We start from the raw sequence: 16,876 nt of genomic DNA, 5'->3' as shown, positions 1-16,876 counted from the left end.
GATCCGAACGTGAGGGTAGTCCTCGGCGTTGGAGGAGGGATCGCGGCGTACAAGGCCGCATCCCTCCTCCGCCTCTTTACCGAGGCAGGCCACGAAGTCACAGTCATCCCGACGGACAACGCCACGAAGTTCGTCGGCGCCGCGACCTGGGAGGCCCTTTCCGGGCGCTCCGTGAGCAACAGCGTCTTCGACGACGTGGAGAAGGTGAACCACGTCCGGCTCGGGCACGAGGCCGACCTGGTCGTGGTCGCCCCGGCCACCGCGGACATCCTCGCCCGCGCCGCCGCCGGCCTTGCCAACGACCTCCTCACGGGCACACTGCTGATGGCCTCCGGGCCGGTGTTTATGGCCCCGGCCATGCATACCGAGATGTGGCGGCACCCCGCGACCACCGCGAACGTTGCCCTCCTGCGCTCCCGCGGAGTCCACGTGATGGAGCCGGCCACCGGGCGCCTGACCGGGTCCGACTCCGGGCCCGGACGGCTTCCCGAGCCGGCCGACATCTTCGCCGCCGCCCTCGCCTTCCACCGCAGCCGCACGGGTGCCGCCGCCGGCCCGCTGGCCGGACGCACCGTCACCATCACCGCGGGCGGAACCCGCGAGCCGCTCGACCCGGTCCGCTTCCTCGGCAACCGGTCCTCCGGCAAACAGGGGATGGCCCTGGCCGAGGCGGCGCTGGCCGCCGGCGCGTCGGTGAACCTGATCGCCGCCGCCGTCGAGGTGCCGGCCCCGGCCGGGGTGCTCCTGACGCGCGTCGAGACCGCCCTTGAGCTGCGCGGCGCCGTGCTTGCCTCCCTCGCCGACTCCGACGTGCTCATCATGGCGGCCGCCGTCGCCGACTTCCGCCCGGCGGAGGTGGCGGAGTCGAAGATCAAGAAGACCGACGACGCCGCCGAGCCCGTGCTCCAGCTGGTGCGCAATCCCGACATCCTCGCCGAAAGCGTGCTGCGGCGCGCCGACTCGGGGAGCCCTGCGGTGATCGTGGGATTCGCCGCCGAGACGGGCGACCCGGACACGGACCCGCTGACGCACGCCCAGCTGAAGCTCAAACGCAAGGGCTGTGACCTGCTGGTTCTCAACGTCGTGGGCCGGGACCTTGTCTTTGGCTCCGACACCAGCGCCGCGCTCATCCTGGCGGCGGACGGCAGCGAACCGGAGCCGGTCTCCGGCAGCAAACGCGAGGTCGCCGAGGCGGTCCTCGCCCGCGCCGCGGCGGTGCTGAACGCCTGAACCCGCGCGGTTCCCGATGACGCCGCCCGCACCTTACGAACCCGAACCAAGTAGAGTGAGCACGTGAATCCTGCCAGCCCCAATCCCGCCGCGCTGCGGCTTTTCAGCTCCGAATCGGTCACCGAGGGCCACCCCGACAAGATCTGCGACCAGATCAGCGACGCCATCCTCGATGCCATGCTCCAGGCGGACCCTGACGCCCGGGTGGCCGTGGAGACACTGGTCACCACCGGCCTGGTCCATGTCGCCGGCGAGGTCACCACCGAGGCGTATGTCGAGATCCCCGAGATCGTGCGCAACACCATCCTCGGGATCGGCTACGACTCCTCGGCCAACGGGTTCGACGGCGCCCGGTGCGGCGTCTCGGTCTCCATCGGCCAGCAGTCCCCGGAGATCGCCTCCGGGGTCTTCCACTCCCTCGAGGTGCGCGAAGGCAAGGGCCTCGATCCCTATGACGCCCAGGGCGCCGGCGATCAGGGGATCATGTTCGGCTACGCCAGCGATGAGACCCCCGTGCTCATGCCCGCACCGATCTGGCTGGCTCACCGGCTCTCGGAGCAGCTGACGGCCGTGCGTAAGGACGGCACGCTTCCCTACCTGCGGCCCGACGGCAAGACCCAGGTCACCATCGGCTACGACGGCGACACCCCGGTCTCGGTCGACTCCGTCGTCATCTCCTCCCAGCACGCCGCCGAGGTCTCCCTCGACGAGCTGCGCGCGGACCTCGTCACCCATGTCATCGATCCGGTCCTCGAAACCTCCGACCTTGACGCCTCCTCCGTGCGGCACATCCTCAACCCGGGTGGCGCCTTCGTCATCGGCGGTCCGGTCGGGGACGCCGGCCTGACCGGCCGTAAGATCATCGTCGACACCTACGGCGGAAGCGCCCGGCACGGCGGGGGAGCGTTCAGCGGCAAGGACCCTTCGAAGGTCGACCGCTCTGCCGCCTACGCCATGCGCTGGGTCGCCAAGAACGTCGTGGCCGCAGGTCTGGCCCGCCGGGCCGAAATCCAGGTTGCCTACGCCATCGGCATGGCGCATCCGGTCGGGATCTACGTGGAGACCTTCGGCACCGAGACAGTCGACCCCCTGGCGATCGGCAAGGCGATCCGGGAGATCTTCGACCTGCGCCCGCTCGGCATCATCAACGCCCTCGACCTGAAGCGTCCCATCTACCAGAAGACCGCGGCCCACGGGCACTTCGGCCGCGAGGACGAAGGGTTCAACTGGGAGCTGACCGACCGCGTCGACAAGCTGCGGAGCTACTTCAACGCCTGATCGGCGGCATAATTTTCCCATGACCACCAGCACGGGCGCCGACGGCGGGCAGCTGTCACTGCTCCATGGCTTCGGCGCGCCGCGCCTGCCCCCGGGCAGCCCCGGCGCGGCGAAGATTAACCCGGTGGCGCAGGTGATCCTTGAATCCCCGCTGCCGCACCTCGACCGGGTCTTCGACTACTATGTTCCGGAGGAACTCGACGGCGAGGCGGTGCCCGGCGCACGGGTGAAGGTCCGGTTCGCCGGGCGGGAGCACACCGGGTACATCGCCGGCCGTATCCCGTCCTCTGAGGCGAAGGCCACGCTGCTTCCCCTGGCGAAGGTGGTCTCCTCCCACCCGGTCCTGACCCCAGCCGTCCTGGAGCTGGCCCGGGCGGTGGCCGCGCGGTTCGCCGGGTCGGTCAGCGACGTCCTGCGGGCGGCGGTGCCTCCGCGGGCGGCGCGCGTGGAGAAGGAGTTCGACGGCGTGCCGGCTCCGGCCGCGGGACCGGTGCAGCTGCCTACGGTGGTTTCCGCCCGCTCCGCCGGCTCGGGGAGCTACAGCCGGTACGTGCACGGGGAGGCGTTCCTGCTTCACCTCGCGGCCGGGGAGTCCCCGCGTGCGGTGCTCACAACGGTCGGCGGGTACGGACCGCAGTCCTGGCCGGAGGAGATCGCCGACGCGGTGGCCGCGGTGGTCACCAGCGGCCGGGGCGCCGTCGTCGTCGTTCCCGACCAGCGAGACCTTGCCCGCGTGGAGGCGGCGCTGGTGCGCCGGCTGGGCGACGAGGCGGTGGCCCGTATGACCGCGGAGGACGGCCCGACGCCGCGCTACCGCAGTTTCCTGCGCCTGCTGCACGGGCAGGCCTGGGTGGCCGTCGGCACCCGCTCGGCGGCCTACGCGCCGGTGCGGGACCTCGGCCTGGTGGTGCTGTGGGATGACGGCGACGACCTTCACTTCGAGCAGCGGGCGCCCTACCAGCACGCCCGCGAGGTGCTGCTGCTGCGTGCCGAACAGGAGGGGACGGCGGCGCTGATCGCCTCGGTCTCGCGCAGCACCGAGGCACACCGGCTCGTCGAGACGGGGTGGGCGCGGTCCATCCACGCCGAACGCTCCGAGATCCGCCGCCGCGTCCCGCGCGTCCAGCACGCCACCGACGCCTTCCAGCTCGAACGGGACCCCCTCGCCGCGCAGGCACGGATTCCGTCGGCGGCCTGGCGGGCGGCCCAGGACGGGCTCACCCGGGGCCCGGTGCTGCTCCAGGTGGCCCGCACCGGGTTCTCCCCGGCGACCGCCTGCGCCACCTGCCGTCAGCCTGCCCGCTGCCGGCACTGCACCGGCCCGCTGGCCCAGCAGAGCCGCGGAGGCATCCTGGGCTGCCGGTGGTGCGGGCGCCCCGACCCGAACTGGCACTGCCCCACCTGCGGGGGCACCGCGATCCGGGCCACCGTGGTCGGCGCCACCCGCACCGCCGAGGAGCTGGGCCGGGCCTTCCCCGGAACCGCCGTCGTCTCCTCGGCCGGCGAGCACATCGTCGATACCGTGCCGGACACCCCGGCGGTGGTCATCGCCACCCCCGGGGCCGAGCCGGTCGCCGAGGGCGGCTACGCCGCGGTCATCCTGCTCGACGGCACGGCAATGCTCAGCAGGGAATCGATGCGGACCGGTGAGGACACCCTCCGGCGCTGGTTCTCGGCCGCCGTGCTGGCCCGTCCGGCCGGCAAGGGTGGCCTGGTGGTCGTTTCCGCCGACGACGACACGACCGCGGGGCACCTCGTGCGGTGGGATCCGATGGGAGCGGCGGCCCGCGAGGCGGTGCTGCGCCACGAACTGGGCCTTCCGCCGGCCGTCCGCTACGCGGCCCTGACCGGAAGCCGGGAGGCACTGGCGGCCTTCATGGAGGGAATCGACCCGGACCTGTTCCTGCGCACCGTCGGACCGGTGCCGGCACCGCCGCCGCCCTGGCGGGCCGCCGAACGGGATCCGGGCCACCTCGCCGGGGACGGAGCGAGCCGGCTGCTCCTGTTCTTCAGCTACCGGGGAGCCGCCGCGGCGGTCGGGGCGCTGCGCACCCGCCGCGCGGTGCTCTCGGCCCGGCGCACCACCGAGCCCGTGTCCATCCGCTGCGACGCGCTGGACCTGCTGTAGCCGCGGGCGGGTCCGGTGTGCCGGGGGCGCCGCCTCAGGCCGAGATGTCGGCGACCGTGGCCTGCAGGCCCGCGATGAGCTGATCGGCGTCCACCACTGCCCCGACACCGTGTTCGCCGCTGCCCATCCCGATCCGCCGGCCAGTGATCCGTTCGTCGGCGAACACCGGCCACGCCGGAGTGCTGCCGAGCGGGGTGATGGTGCCACGTTCGTACCCGGTCACGGCAAGGGCCACCGAGGCGTCGGGGAGCAGGAGCTTGTTGACGCCCACCACCGCCCGAAGCTTCGGCCAGGCGATCTGCCGGTCCAGGGGGACCAGCGCGAAGAGGAAGGTGCCGTTGTGGCGCTTGACCAGCATCGATTTCACGAAGTCGGCCCGGTCGAGCCCGAGCTCGGCGGCGTGCGTGCGCTCCACGAATTCGACGGAGATGCCCCGTGCGGCCGCGTCGGCCTCCACCCGTTCCCGTCCCGTTCTCACCTGGCACTCCTCCTTCTGCTGCCCGGCGGGATCCGCAGCTTCGCGATCCCGCCGGGCTTATGTCCGACTGCCCGGGCGGCGCGCCGCCGGTTCGGGCTCAGGCGCTCCGGCGCCTAGGCATCACCCATCATCAGGCCTTCGATCGAGTGCTTCTGAGTGATAGGCGTCAGCTCGTCCACGATCGGGCAGCTCAGGTGGTTCCGGACGCGCTCGGGGAGCGAGTCGTAGAACTTCCGGGTGACGGCCATGTCGTGGTGCTCTGCATTGCCTGCGCCGGGGGCATCGACCCCGAGCACCAGGACCGGCCGTGACTTCTGTGAGAAGTTCTGGGTGCCCCGGTGGATGGTCAGCGCCGAACGGGCGGACACGTCTCCCATCTTCGGGTACTTCCGCTGCGCCAGCGCTTCGTAGCGGCCGTAGGCCGACTTCGGGGGGAACATCTCGTGGTCGAACCCCTCCGGCAGATCCCACTGGGTGGTGGGGGCCACCTCGAAAGGCCCCATGTCCTGCTCGGTGTCAACGGCCGTAAGGTTGAAGGCGAGCGAGGTCAGGCGCCCGCCCACCCGGGTTTCCTCCGGCATGGGGAAGTCCCGGTGCCACGGCTGGTTGACGGCGCCGGCGCCGGGGATGTCGAAGCCGAGCTCGACGAACTGGTAATCCGGGCCGAGCACCGACTCGCAGACCATCCGCACCCAGGGGTGGTCGACAAGCTCGAGCCAGCCCTTCATCTGCTCGGGGTGGATCTCCACGTAGTGGCGGTTCGGTCCCCGGCCGACGGCGCCGCCCGGCCGGGAGAGGGCCTCCTGAAAGGCGACGTCGATGTCTTCGGCCATCCGCTGCGCCCACTCCCGGGAGAAAGCGCCCTTCCGGGCGATGATCCCGTCCGTGTAGAGCCCGGTCACGGCGGCCACCACTTCCGCACCGGCTCCGTCGGGGATCGGGATGTCCAGCGGCTCAACGCTGTTGGCAAGGTTTGTCATGAGGTCCTTTTCCATTGACTGCTTTGGCATGAAAGCCTCAATCTTATCCGTCAGGCGGAGGCAGCGAAGAGTTCGCAGGCGGTGTCGTAGTATCTCGTGGACACCCCGAGGTGCCGCATTCCGATCCTCCCGCACACCCGCTGTGAGCGAAGGTTCTGGGGATGCGTGACCGCGACAACCCGCTGCAGACCCTGCGCGAACCCATGCTGCAGTACGGTGGATGCCGCCTCGGCTGCGTAGCCCCGGCCCCAGGAGTCCGGGTGGAAGTGCCACCCGATTTCGGTCTCGCCGCCCGGGTCCAGTACTCCGGCGGACAGGGGGATCGGCTTGAGCAGGAGCACCCCGGCCAGCCGCCGGCTTTCCTTCGCCTCCACCGCCCAGATCCCATGCATCCCGTCGTCCCGGCGCCCCCAGGCCTCGATGCGATCGCGCGCTTCCGCCGGGTCCGCCATGAGACGCGGTGTCCGGCCGATGAAGCGCTGGACCTCATGGCGCGAATAGAGGTCGAGGACAAAGCCGGCGTCCTCCTCCGTCCAGTTCCGCAGTGTCAGGCGGTCCGTGGAGTAGGTGAGCATTCCTCAAGTCTGCCACTTTGGCCCGGGGCGGGCGGCGGGAGCTCCGGCCGCCGCGGAGGCGAGGGCGCCGGCCGGGGCGTGCAGCCCGGTTCCGGGGGCAAAAAAGTAGTAGACAGACCAGTCTGGGGCTCCGTAGCCTCAGGTGGGTCAGATGTGAAGCATGAGCAATCTGTAGCCAGTTGAGACATCGGCAGAGCCACCGGAGCATGGCCCGGAACAGGGGTGGCACTGCAACCCGGTACCCACACGCCGGTTCCGGACCGACTCCCGCCACGACCGAGGCCGGCCTCGAACGACACCCAACAGTGCCCATCCGAGGTGCGGCCCGGCAGCCGGCCGGACAACGGCACCCCAACACCTGCGCAGCCAGCCCTGCTTACCGGTACCCCATGGAGACCCCTTGCTCATCACTTCCCCCCTTCGGTCCGTGCTGACCGCTGCCCTGGTGGTCCCGGTCCTGCTGTCATCGACGGCGCCGGCCCAGGCACTGCCGGCGCCCCCGCCGCCAGCCGCTCCGGCCGACCCCGCCCCGGCTCCCCCCGGTCCCGCCGGCGCCGAGCGGGACGGCACCACGACCCGGTACCTTGTCCGGTTCACTCCCGGCTCCGATGTCGCCGCGCAGGCGCGGGAGCTGCGCTCGCGGGGAATAGGCGTCGGACGGACCTTCTCGGCCGCGGTGCGGGCTGCGGTCGTGACCGCGACCCCGGGCCAGGCCGCCGCACTCGAGCGGAAGGCCGGGGTCGCCGCCGTTGAGGTGGACGCACCGGTTGGAATCTCAGCCACGCAGTACTCCGCCCCGTGGGGCCTCGACCGCATCGACCAGCGGGCCCTTCCGCTGTCCGGAACGTACTCGGCTTCAGCAACCGGTGCGGGCGTGAGCGCCTATGTCATCGATACAGGCGTGCTGGGTTCGCACACCGGCTTCGGCACCCGCGTCGCACCCGGCTGGAGCGCCGTGACGGACGGGCCGGGCGACGGGGACTGCAACGGACACGGGACTCATGTTGCCGGAACCGTCGCGGGAACCACCTACGGTGTCGCCAAGGCCGCGACCATCATCCCGGTGCGGGTGCTCGACTGTGCCGGTTCCGGCTACACCTCCGACGTGGTGGCGGGGCTTGACTGGGTCGCCGCCCACCACCCGGCGGGCACCCCAGCGGTGGCCAACCTCAGCCTCGGCGGCGGAGTCAGCACGACCGTTGACGCGGCCCTGCAGGGAGTCATCAACGACGGCGTGACCGCGGTCGTCGCCGCCGGGAACTCTACGGCGGACGCCTGCCGCTCCTCGCCGGCGAGGGTGCCGGCCGCCCTGACCATCGCCGCGAGCGACCGTACGGACGCCCAGGCGTACTTCTCCAACTACGGCAGCTGCGTCGACCTGTACGCACCGGGGGTGGACATCCTCTCCGCCTCGCACAGCTCGTCGACCGCAGGCGTCTTCAAAAGCGGCACCTCGATGGCGGCCCCGCTTGCCGCCGGCGCCGCGGCCCTGTTGCTTTCACGGAACCCCGCACTCACCCCCGCCCAGGTATCGGCGTCGTTGATCAGCAGTTCAACCCCCGGGCGCATCACCGGTGCGACCACCGGCACGCCCAACCGGCTGCTGTACTCCGATGCCGTCACTCCCGCCGTCACCGCGCGCACCCCGGGCATCAACGCCGTCAGCGTTCCGGTGGCGAACAACCTTTCGGTGACCTTCGGTGAGGCCGTCCTTGGCGTTGCGGCCGGGACCTTCGTGCTGAGGGACGCCGCGGGGGCCGTGGTTCCGGCAGCGGTGTCCTACAACGCCACGACCCGCACGGCGGTGCTGAATCCGGTCTCGAACCTGGTGGCCGACCGGAAGTACACGGCGACACTCACCGGTGGCATCACCGCCATCCGGGACGCCGCCGGCAATCCGTTTGCGGCCTCGACGTGGGTTTTCACCGCCGGGCCCGCCCCCACCGTCACTGCCCGCATCCCGGGCATCAACGCCGTCGGGGTCAAGCGCGTCGCGAACATCGGGGCCACCTTCAGCGAGCCGATCCAGGGTGCGGGGACCACTACGTTCCGGCTGAAGAACACGGCGACGGGCGCAGCGGTCTCGGCGACCGTGACACGGAACGGCGCCACGAACCAGTGGATCCTCAATCCCGGAGTCACCCTGGCGGCGAACACGCGGTACACCGCCACGCTCACCGGAGGCACCATGGGGATCCGGGACCTGGCCGGAAACCCGTCGGCCGGCTCAAGCTGGACCTTCACCACCGGCTCCCTCTAGGCGCCATCCGACCGGCCGGAACCCCCGGCCGGTCGGTCCCCGGGAAAGCCCCCGCCGGCACGTAGACTCTTCAGGCGCCGTTCAGGCCAGGGCGCGGCCACGACCAGCACGATGGGGGAATCAGCGGTGCGGAAGTTTTCACGGATCGAACGAGGCACGCTCTGGGGCGCACTCTGCGTCTCGCTGGTGGTTGCCGCCGGCGTGGTGATCGGCACCGGTGTGCAGGTGGCCTCGCTGTGGCAGGGGGACTTCACCGGGTCGGTGCCGCTGGTGAACGGTCGTTTCCCGGAATTCGCCGAGGAGACCCCGCTCGTCATTGCCGGAGAGTATGAAAGCGCGTCGATCACCGTGCAGGATCCTCCGATCGGCGCGCTGACCATGCTGACGCTGGCGGCGGGAATCCGTTGTACAGCGGCCGTTGCGGTCTGTGGCGCGGCCGCACTGCTCAGCCACCACCTCCTTCGATTCCGCCCCTTCGCCAAGGCCGTCTCGTCCTCCCTGGGCGCCGGCGGGGTTGCCCTGATCCTCGCCGCGCTGATCCCCGGAACCCTCGAGGCCATGGCCGCCACCACCGTCGCGGACTCCCTCGGGCTGCTCGTGCCGCTCGCGGATGGCGCTGTTGAAGGGATCGCACTGACGGGCCCGGCGGTTGAGCTCCCCGGGCTCGCGGTGGGAGTTCTCCTAATCCTGGTTGCCACGGCCTTCCAGCTGGCTGAACGCACCCGGCAGGCGGTCCCCGCCCCGGCCTGAGACCGGTGGAGCCCTTCTTTGGGGCGGCGCCGTCAGGTTTGTCGTGAGCCTCCGTTCGGTTCGACCAGCGTCCGCCCCGGGCTTCCCGCCCTCCGCAGGGCGTCGAGGGAGATCCTGCCCGCCCAGCACAGCAGGACGCCGACGGCGAGCCCGGTGAGCGAGAAGAGGTTGTCCCTCACGATCAGGGAGTAGCTGCTGAGCAGGACCAGCAGGGCGGGCAGGAGGAGAGCCGCCACACCGAGAGCCATCGGCGGCCGGCGCGAGCGCGACGGCCCGGCGGTGCGGAGGTTGTCGAGGGTCGCATTGAGGAGCTGGGCCGCGAACGCGAGGAAGATGGCGGCCAGGACACCGGCGGTCAGCGGGGCCGGCGTCCAGAGGGTCTCCCAGCCGGTCACCACCGTCAGGACAAGGATTCCGATCAGCGGTTCGGTGCGGACCAGGCCCGGAGGCGGTCCGCCTGCCTGAGCCGCGCGCGCGGCACCCGTTACCCCCACCGGTTCCCCCTTACCGTGCGGGAATCCCCAGTGACCCGCTGCGTGCAGCCAATGTAGCACCGGGGCGCGCGGGTGGAAGGATCCCCGCCGCCGCCTCAGTAGCCGGCGGTCGCACCGCCGGTGGAGCCGCCCGCGGTGTACTCGGCGGCCAGGGCCTCGGAACCGCGGGCCAGGAGGGCGACGTCGGCCCCGACGAGGAGAAAGGAGGCTCCGGCGTCGAGGTAGCCGCGGGCCGTTTCCGGCCGGAAGGCGTTGACGCCGGCCGGCGTGCCGGCGGCGCGGGCGGCGCGCAGGCACTTCTCGACGGCGCCGCGCACGTCCGGGTGTTCCTGTTCCCCGAGGTGCCCCATCGACGCGGCGAGGTCCGAGGGGCCGAGGAAGATGGCGTCGACCCCGTCCACGGCGAGGATGTCCTCGACGGCGTCGACCGCCGCCGTGGACTCGATCTGGACGGTGACGCTGATGGTTTCGCCCGCGCGCGCCAGGTAGCCGGGGATCCGGTTCCACCGGGCGGCCCGGGCCAGGGCGGAGCCCACCCCGCGCACACCGTGCGGGGGGTAGCGGGTCGCGGCAACGGCCGCGGCGGCCTCGGCGGCGGTGTTCACCATCGGCACGAGCAGGTTCTGCACGCCGAGGTCAAGGTACTGCTTGATGAGCACCGTGTCGTTGACCGGCGGGCGGACCAGGGTGGTGACCGGATACCCGTCGACGGCCTGAAGCTGGGCGAGGATGGATTCGAGGCCGTTGGGGCTGTGTTCGGCGTCCACCAGGAGCCAGTCGAGGCCGGACCCGGCGCAGATCTCGGCGACCAGGGGGCTGCCGGAGCAGACCCACATGCCGGCCAGCGGGCGGTCCGCGGCGGCCAGAGCCTCCCGGAAGGTGGCGTCGGGTGCTACTCGAAGCGGCATGTGATGCTCCCCAGGGGTCCGTAGTCGGCGTGGATCGTGTCGCCGGGATCGACCCAGAGCGGCCGGGTAAAGGAGCCGGCGAGGATGGTGTCTCCGGCCCTCATGCCCTCCCCATGGGCGGCGATCTTATTGGCGAGCCAGTGCACCCCGGCTGCGGGATGGTTCAGGACGCCGGCGGCGACGCCCGTCTCCTCGACTGTCTGGTTCTTGTAGAGGATGGCGGCCACCCAGCGCAGGTCGACCGCCCCCGGGCGCACCGGATTGCCGCCGAGCACCATGGCACCCATCGCGGCGTTGTCCGCGATGGTGTCTACGATCGTGCGTCCCTCCATCTCGATCCGGGAATCGAGGATCTCCAGGGCGGGAACGACGTAGTCGGTTGCGTTCAGGACGTCGATGATCGTGCAGCCCGGGCCGGCGAGGTCGGTCTTGAGCACGAAGGCCAGCTCGACCTCCACCCGGGGACGGGTGTACCGGTCCCACTGCACCGAGCACCCGGATTCGAAGACCATGTCATCGAAAATCGCGCCGTAGTCGGGCTCCGTGATGCCCGTGGCCGCCTGCATCGCCCTCGAGGTGAGACCGATCTTCCGGCCCACCAGCCGGCGGCCTGCGTCCTCGCTGCGCTGCCGCCACAGGCGCTGGACGGCGTAGGAGTCCTCGACGGTCATGGCGGGATAGCGGGCGGTGAGCAGGGGGACCGGGGTGCGGGACCGTCCGGCTTCAAGCAGCTCGTCGGCTATCGATTCGATGATGGCGGGATTCAACATGGGGTGCTCCGTTCGGCAGCAGGAAGGGGAGGCGCCCTCGGCGGGCCCCGGGGTCAGAGCTGGGCGCCGACCTTGAAGCCCTTGTCCTCGCCGTCCTGGCGGGTGTAGGAGAAGCCGTCGGCGCCCACGGTGACAGCCATCTCGGAGGCATCGGTGCGCGCGGTGACCGGCTGGGGCTTGCCGTCGAGGTCGAGCACCAGGGAGGCCTCGGTGTACCAGCTGGGGACGACGGGGTTGCCCCACCAGTCGCGGCGCTGGTTGTCGTGCACATCCCAGGTCACCGTGGGGTTGTCGGGATCGCCCGTGTAGTAGTCCTGGGTGTAGATCTCGATCCGGTGCCCGTCCGGGTCCAGGATGTACAGGTAGAACGCGTTGGAAACCCCGTGCCGGCCGGGCCCGCGTTCGATCCGGTCCGAGATCCGCAGGGCGCCCATCTTGTCGCAGATCTGGATGATGTTGTGCTTCTCGTGCGTGGCGAAGGCGACGTGGTGCATGCGGGGCCCGTCGCCGCCGGTCAGGGCGGTGTCGTGGACTGTCTGCTTGCGGTGCAGCCAGGCGGCGTAGGTGACGCCGTCCGAGTCCTGGATGTCCTCGGAGACGCGGAAGCCGAGGTCTTCAAGGTATCTGCGGCCGCGGGGGACATCGGGGGTGACCTGGTTGAAGTGATCGAGGCGCACAAGTTCCCCGGCGGAGTAGAGGTCGTAGCGCTGGGTGAGGCGTTCGACGTGCTCGGTCTCGTAGAAGAATTCGTACGGGAAGCCGAGCGGGTCCTCGACGCGGACCGAATCGCCGATCCCCTTGGTGAACCCTTTCGGGCGGCGCTCGGTGCGGCAGCCCAGCTCCCGATAGTAGGCCTCCGCGGCGTCCACCTCGGCGGGCGACTTCACCCGGTAGGCGAAGGCGGCCACGGCCGCCACGGGCCCCTGCCGCAGGACCAGGTTGTGGTGGATGAACTCCTCGAGCGAGCGCAGGTAGATGGTGTTCTCGTCCTCCTCGGTGACATGGAGGCCGAGGACGCCGACGTAGAACTCCCGGGACTTCGCGAGGTCGGTGACGACGATCTCCATGTAGGCGCAGCGGACAATGTCAGGCGCCGGGAGGGTGGGGGTGGGAACGAAGTCGGTCATTGGGGTTCTCTCTTCTTCGGGCAGGTGAGGGAGGTGCTGAGGCCGCTGGTTTCAGCCTTCGTTGGCCGCGGAGGCCTCGATGTTTCCGAATTTCGGGGTGTGGACGGTGCCAAGGGTGATGTGCACGGCCTGCTGGTCGGTGTAGAAGTCGATGGAGCGGTAGCCGCCCTCATGGCCCAGCCCGGAGGCCTTCACCCCGCCGAAGGGGGTGCGCAGGTCTCGGACGTTGTGGCTGTTGAGCCACACCATGCCCGCCTCGACCCGTTGGGAGAAGGTGTGGGCCCGCGTGAGGTTCTGCGTCCAGATGTAGGCGGCGAGCCCGTACCGGGTGTTGTTCGCCAGGTCGAGGGCCTCGGCGTCGGTGTCGAAGGGGGTGATCGCGACCACCGGGCCGAAGATCTCCTCCTGGAAGATGCGCGCATCCGGGGACACATCGGCGAAGACAGTGGGGGCGATGTAGTTGCCCTCCGGCAGGTGCTCGGGCCGTCCGCCGCCGGCCAGGAGCCGGCCTTCGGTCTTGCCGATCTCCACGTAGGAGGCGACCTTCTCGAAGTGCTCCGGGTGGACGAGGGCTCCGACCTCGGTCTTCGGGTCGTGCGGATCGCCGACCACGATGTTCTTCGCCCGGGCGGCGAACTTCCCGCAGAACTCCTCGTACACGGAGCGTTCGACGAGGATCCGCGAGCCTGCCGTGCAGCGCTCGCCGTTGAGGGAGAACACGCCGAAGAGGGCCGAATCGATGGCGGCGTCGAGGTCTGCGTCGGCGAACACCACGCACGGGCTCTTCCCGCCGAGCTCCATCGACAGGCCTTTGAGGTTCTCGGCGGCGTTGCGGAAGATCGTCCGCCCGGTCGAGGTCTCGCCGGTGAACGAGATCAGCGGCACGTCCGGGTGTTTCACGAGGGCGTCCCCGGCCTCCTCACCGAGACCGTTGACCAGGTTGAACACCCCGTCGGGCAGGCCTGCATCCTGGAAGATCTGCGCCCAGAGCGAGGCCGACAGGGGGGTGAATTCGGCCGGCTTCAGGACCACGGTGTTGCCGGTGGCCAGGGCCGGTGCGAGCTTCCAGGATTCGAGCATGAAGGGGGTGTTCCAGGGGGTGATGAGGCCGGCGACGCCGATCGGCTTCCGGTTCACATAGTTGAGCTGGGATCCGGGGACCTTCATGGCGTCGTCGAACTGGGCCACGATGAGGTCGGCGAAGAAGCGGAAGTTCTCAGCCGCCCGCAGCGCCTGTCCCTTGGCCTGCGTGATCGGAAGGCCCGTGTCGAAGGTCTCGAGCTCTGCGAGCCGCGCTTCCTGCGCCTCCACGGCGTCGGCGATGCGGTTCAGGACCCGGGCGCGTTCGCGCGGCTTCATCGTCGGCCACGGTCCCTCGAGGAAGGCCTTCCGGGCGACGGCGACCGCGGCGTCGATATCCTCCTGCTGGCCGGCGGCCGCGGTGGCGTAGTTCCGGTTCGAGACGGGGTCGAGGACGTCGAAGGTCTGCCCGCCGAGGGAGTCAACGAACTGTCCGCCGATGTAGTGCTGGAGATGCGCGGGCAGCCCTTCCGGGACGTGCTGGCCGAGTGCTGTGCTGCTGGAGGTCGTCATTGGAGGGTCCTAACTGGGATCGGCGGCAGAGGACTGCGCGAGGTAGGCGTCAAGGGTGGCACTGCGGTGGAGTCGGGCGGCCTTTTCGATGGCGTCGGCGTCCGCCTGTGACTCGATGAGCCTCAGCAGCGCTTCGTGCTCATCGACTGACTCGTGGGCGCGGCCGGGAACGAAGCGGAAGGTGGACGAGCGCAGGGAGGCCAGCCGGTTCCAGCCGCGGTGCACCAGGGCGAGGATGTGCGGGTTGGGGCAGTGCTCGAACAGGACGCTGTGGAACTCCTGGTTGAGCCGGGTGAAGCGCACCGGGTCGAAGTCCTTCAGGCAGGCGCGCATCTCCTCGTTCACGGCCCGGGCCCGGGCGATGTCAGCGGCCCCGAGGAGGGGTGAGGACAACGCGGTGGCCGCGCCCTCGATGATGCTGAGGGTCTGCATTGTGTAGAGGTATTCGGTGGGATCGATCCCCGCCACGGTGGCCCCGATGTTGCGCTCGAAGGTCACCAGGCCTTCGGCCTCGAGCCGGCGGATCGCTTCGCGGATCGGCACAACGCTAACCCCCAGGTCCCCGGCGATCCGCGCGAGCACCAGCCGGTGTCCGGGGGAGTAGGTGCCCTCGACGATGCGGGCCTTGATGAGCGCGTAGGCCTGCTCGGACTTGCTGCCGGCGGGTGCCGCCGGAACGGCCTCAGCCACGCTCCGCCGCCCACTCGTCATACCGGGTACGCCAGGCGGCGTTCAGCGGGTAGAGCCCGTCGACGCTGTGGCCCTGTTCGACCATTTCGGCGATGAACGCCTCCTCGCGCTCCTGTGCGATGGAATCTTCGGCGAGTTCCCCGGCGAGGGCCGGCGGGATCACCAGGATGCCGTCGGCGTCCGCGACGATGACGTCACCGGGCTGGACCGTGGCGCCGCCGCAGGCGATGGTGATGTCGGTGTCCCACGGGATGTGCCGGCGGCCGAGGACGGCGGGATGGGGATTGGCGAAGTAGGTGGGCATGTCCAGGGCAGCCACGGCGGAGACATCCCGGACCCCGCCGTCGGTGATGATGGCCGCGGCGCCGCGGACCTGGGCGCGGAGGGCCAGGATGTCGCCGACGGTGCCCGTTCCCTTTTCCCCGCGCGCCTCCATCACCAGGACCTCACCCTCGTTGACGGAGTCGATTGCCCGTTTCTGTGCGTTATAGCCGCCGCCATGGTTGGCGAAGAGATCTTCCCGGTTGGGCACGTACCGCAGGGTGCGGGCCAGCCCCACCACCCGCCGCTGGGGACGGGTGGAGGTGAGGCCGTCGATGCTGACGTTGTTCAGGCCGCGCCTGCGGAGCTGGGAGGACAGGGTGGCGGTGGAGACGCTTTCAAGGGCTGCCTTCAGCGCCGGAGTGAGGACCGGTTCCGGTTCCGGCAGGCCCGCAGCTTCGCGGGATCCATACGCCTCCTCCCGCTGGAGGTCATCGGACCGGGGGAGAGCGCCGAAGTCCGCGAAGGAAACCGATCCCTGCTCGACCCGGGTGAGCAGCCGTCCGGAGGTGGGCCCGGGGCTGCCGCCCGCCGTCCGGGCATCCGAGACTTCGACCTCGACGACGTCGCCGGGCGCGGCGACCGAGGCCCCTGCGGGGGTGCCGGTGAGGATGATGTCGCCGGGCTCAAGGGTCAGCAGCTGGGACAGGTCGGCGATGAGCCGCGCGAAGGGAAAGAGCAGGTCCGCGGTGGTGTCGTCCTGGACCAGGGCGCCGTTGTGCCAGGTGCGGATGCGCAGGGAGGCCGGATCGAGAGAATCCGCGGGAAGGAGGCCCGGGCCGATAGGGGTGAACCCGTCGCCTCCCTTGGAGCGCAGGTTGGAGCCCTTGTCCGCGTACCGCAGGTCGTAGACGCCCAGGTCGTTGCCGGCGGTGACCCAGCCGACGTGGCTCCAGGCGGCGTCGATGCCGACCCGGCGTGCCGGCCTGCCGATGATCAGGGCGATCTCGCCCTCGAAGCCGAGGAGCTCACACCCGGCAGGGCGCTCGACAGCCGATCCGCTGAGCGCGAGGGAGGACGGGGGCTTGAGGAAGTAGGAAGGCTGCTCCGGGGTGCGTCCCCGCTGGGCGGCCCGGCTCGGATAGTTCAGATGCACGGCGATGACCTTGCGGGCCGCGGCCAGGGTGGATGCGGTGGCCAGTTCCAGGGGGTGCTCCTCAGGAAGTACGAAATCGTATACGAAGCCTAGGAGGAGCAGGAGGGCGCGTCAAGGGCGGCAGCACGCCGCTTCCCGCCGACGAGCCGGGCTGCCGCTCCCGGCGGGCCCCCGGGTCCTGCGACGCCGCGGGTACCT

General features: G+C 70.5%; 15 protein-coding genes. 5 read left to right on the top strand and 10 right to left on the bottom strand.

Annotation, left to right across the window (positions count from 1 at the left end; genetic code table 11):
- Positions 1-9 precede the first annotated feature (9 nt).
- The 3 genes from coaBC to GVV86_RS03770 all read left to right on the top strand — a co-directional run bounded on the left by coaBC (position 10) and on the right by GVV86_RS03770 (position 4,636).
- Positions 10-1,230: a bifunctional phosphopantothenoylcysteine decarboxylase/phosphopantothenate--cysteine ligase CoaBC gene (gene coaBC / locus GVV86_RS03780; RefSeq protein WP_159801479.1), complete on the top strand. Its 1,221-nt coding sequence runs from the start codon at positions 10-12 to the stop codon at positions 1,228-1,230.
- A 63-nt stretch (positions 1,231-1,293) separates the two neighbouring features.
- Positions 1,294-2,508: a methionine adenosyltransferase gene (gene metK, locus GVV86_RS03775; RefSeq protein ID WP_159616765.1), complete on the top strand. Its 1,215-nt coding sequence runs from the start codon at positions 1,294-1,296 to the stop codon at positions 2,506-2,508.
- 19 nt (positions 2,509-2,527) lie between these two features.
- Positions 2,528-4,636, top strand: a complete 2,109-nt coding sequence (locus GVV86_RS03770) for a primosomal protein N' (protein ID WP_159801477.1) — start codon at positions 2,528-2,530, stop codon at positions 4,634-4,636.
- Between the two features lie 34 nt (positions 4,637-4,670).
- Here the strand turns inward: GVV86_RS03770 and GVV86_RS03765 are convergent, their stop codons facing one another.
- The 3 genes from GVV86_RS03765 to GVV86_RS03755 form a co-directional block, all read right to left on the bottom strand.
- The gene (locus tag GVV86_RS03765; protein ID WP_159801475.1) at positions 4,671-5,114 is read right to left on the bottom strand and encodes an aminoacyl-tRNA deacylase; all 444 of its coding nucleotides are present in this window, start codon (positions 5,112-5,114) and stop codon (positions 4,671-4,673) included.
- 113 nt (positions 5,115-5,227) lie between these two features.
- On the bottom strand, positions 5,228-6,124 hold the full coding sequence (locus tag GVV86_RS03760) for a phytanoyl-CoA dioxygenase family protein (RefSeq protein ID WP_201291345.1): 897 nt from the start codon (positions 6,122-6,124) through the stop codon (positions 5,228-5,230).
- A 20-nt stretch (positions 6,125-6,144) separates the two neighbouring features.
- Positions 6,145-6,669: a GNAT family N-acetyltransferase gene (locus tag GVV86_RS03755; protein WP_159801473.1), complete on the bottom strand. Its 525-nt coding sequence runs from the start codon at positions 6,667-6,669 to the stop codon at positions 6,145-6,147.
- 400 nt (positions 6,670-7,069) lie between these two features.
- Between GVV86_RS03755 and GVV86_RS03750 the strand changes: the two genes are divergently transcribed.
- Entirely contained in the window at positions 7,070-8,929 is a 1,860-nt protein-coding gene (locus GVV86_RS03750; RefSeq protein ID WP_246669865.1) for a S8 family serine peptidase, read from the top strand.
- Between the two features lie 126 nt (positions 8,930-9,055).
- On the top strand, positions 9,056-9,679 hold the full coding sequence (locus GVV86_RS03745; RefSeq protein WP_159801471.1) for a hypothetical protein: 624 nt from the start codon (positions 9,056-9,058) through the stop codon (positions 9,677-9,679).
- 32 nt (positions 9,680-9,711) lie between these two features.
- Here GVV86_RS03745 and GVV86_RS03740 read toward each other — a convergent pair whose 3' ends face one another.
- From GVV86_RS03740 to GVV86_RS03710, 7 genes are all read right to left on the bottom strand, one after another.
- Positions 9,712-10,173: a hypothetical protein gene (locus GVV86_RS03740; protein ID WP_159801469.1), complete on the bottom strand. Its 462-nt coding sequence runs from the start codon at positions 10,171-10,173 to the stop codon at positions 9,712-9,714.
- Between the two features lie 95 nt (positions 10,174-10,268).
- Positions 10,269-11,081, bottom strand: a complete 813-nt coding sequence (locus GVV86_RS03735) for an HpcH/HpaI aldolase family protein (RefSeq protein WP_201291344.1) — start codon at positions 11,079-11,081, stop codon at positions 10,269-10,271.
- Positions 11,066-11,851: a 2-oxo-hept-4-ene-1,7-dioate hydratase gene (gene hpaH, locus GVV86_RS03730; protein ID WP_159616753.1), complete on the bottom strand. Its 786-nt coding sequence runs from the start codon at positions 11,849-11,851 to the stop codon at positions 11,066-11,068. The genes GVV86_RS03735 and hpaH overlap by 16 nt, the downstream gene beginning before the upstream one ends.
- 53 nt (positions 11,852-11,904) lie before the next feature.
- On the bottom strand, positions 11,905-12,978 hold the full coding sequence (gene hpaD, locus GVV86_RS03725) for a 3,4-dihydroxyphenylacetate 2,3-dioxygenase (RefSeq protein WP_159801467.1): 1,074 nt from the start codon (positions 12,976-12,978) through the stop codon (positions 11,905-11,907).
- Positions 12,979-13,029: 51 nt separating this feature from the next.
- A complete protein-coding gene (gene hpaE, locus GVV86_RS03720; RefSeq protein WP_159801465.1) occupies positions 13,030-14,571 on the bottom strand; it encodes a 5-carboxymethyl-2-hydroxymuconate semialdehyde dehydrogenase in 1,542 nt (513 codons plus the stop codon).
- 9 nt (positions 14,572-14,580) lie between these two features.
- Entirely contained in the window at positions 14,581-15,261 is a 681-nt protein-coding gene (locus GVV86_RS03715) for a GntR family transcriptional regulator (RefSeq protein ID WP_246199637.1), read from the bottom strand.
- Positions 15,254-16,729, bottom strand: a complete 1,476-nt coding sequence (locus GVV86_RS03710; RefSeq protein WP_159801655.1) for a fumarylacetoacetate hydrolase family protein — start codon at positions 16,727-16,729, stop codon at positions 15,254-15,256. The genes GVV86_RS03715 and GVV86_RS03710 overlap by 8 nt, the downstream gene beginning before the upstream one ends.
- Positions 16,730-16,876: the final 147 nt, after the last annotated feature.

This window comes from Arthrobacter zhaoguopingii, assembly GCF_009828595.1.
In the GTDB taxonomy this organism is placed as follows: Bacteria; Actinomycetota; Actinomycetes; order Actinomycetales; family Micrococcaceae; genus Arthrobacter_D; species Arthrobacter_D zhaoguopingii.
The sequence above is the reverse complement of the archived record's forward strand: the minus strand, read 5'-3'. Positions and strand labels throughout refer to the sequence as shown.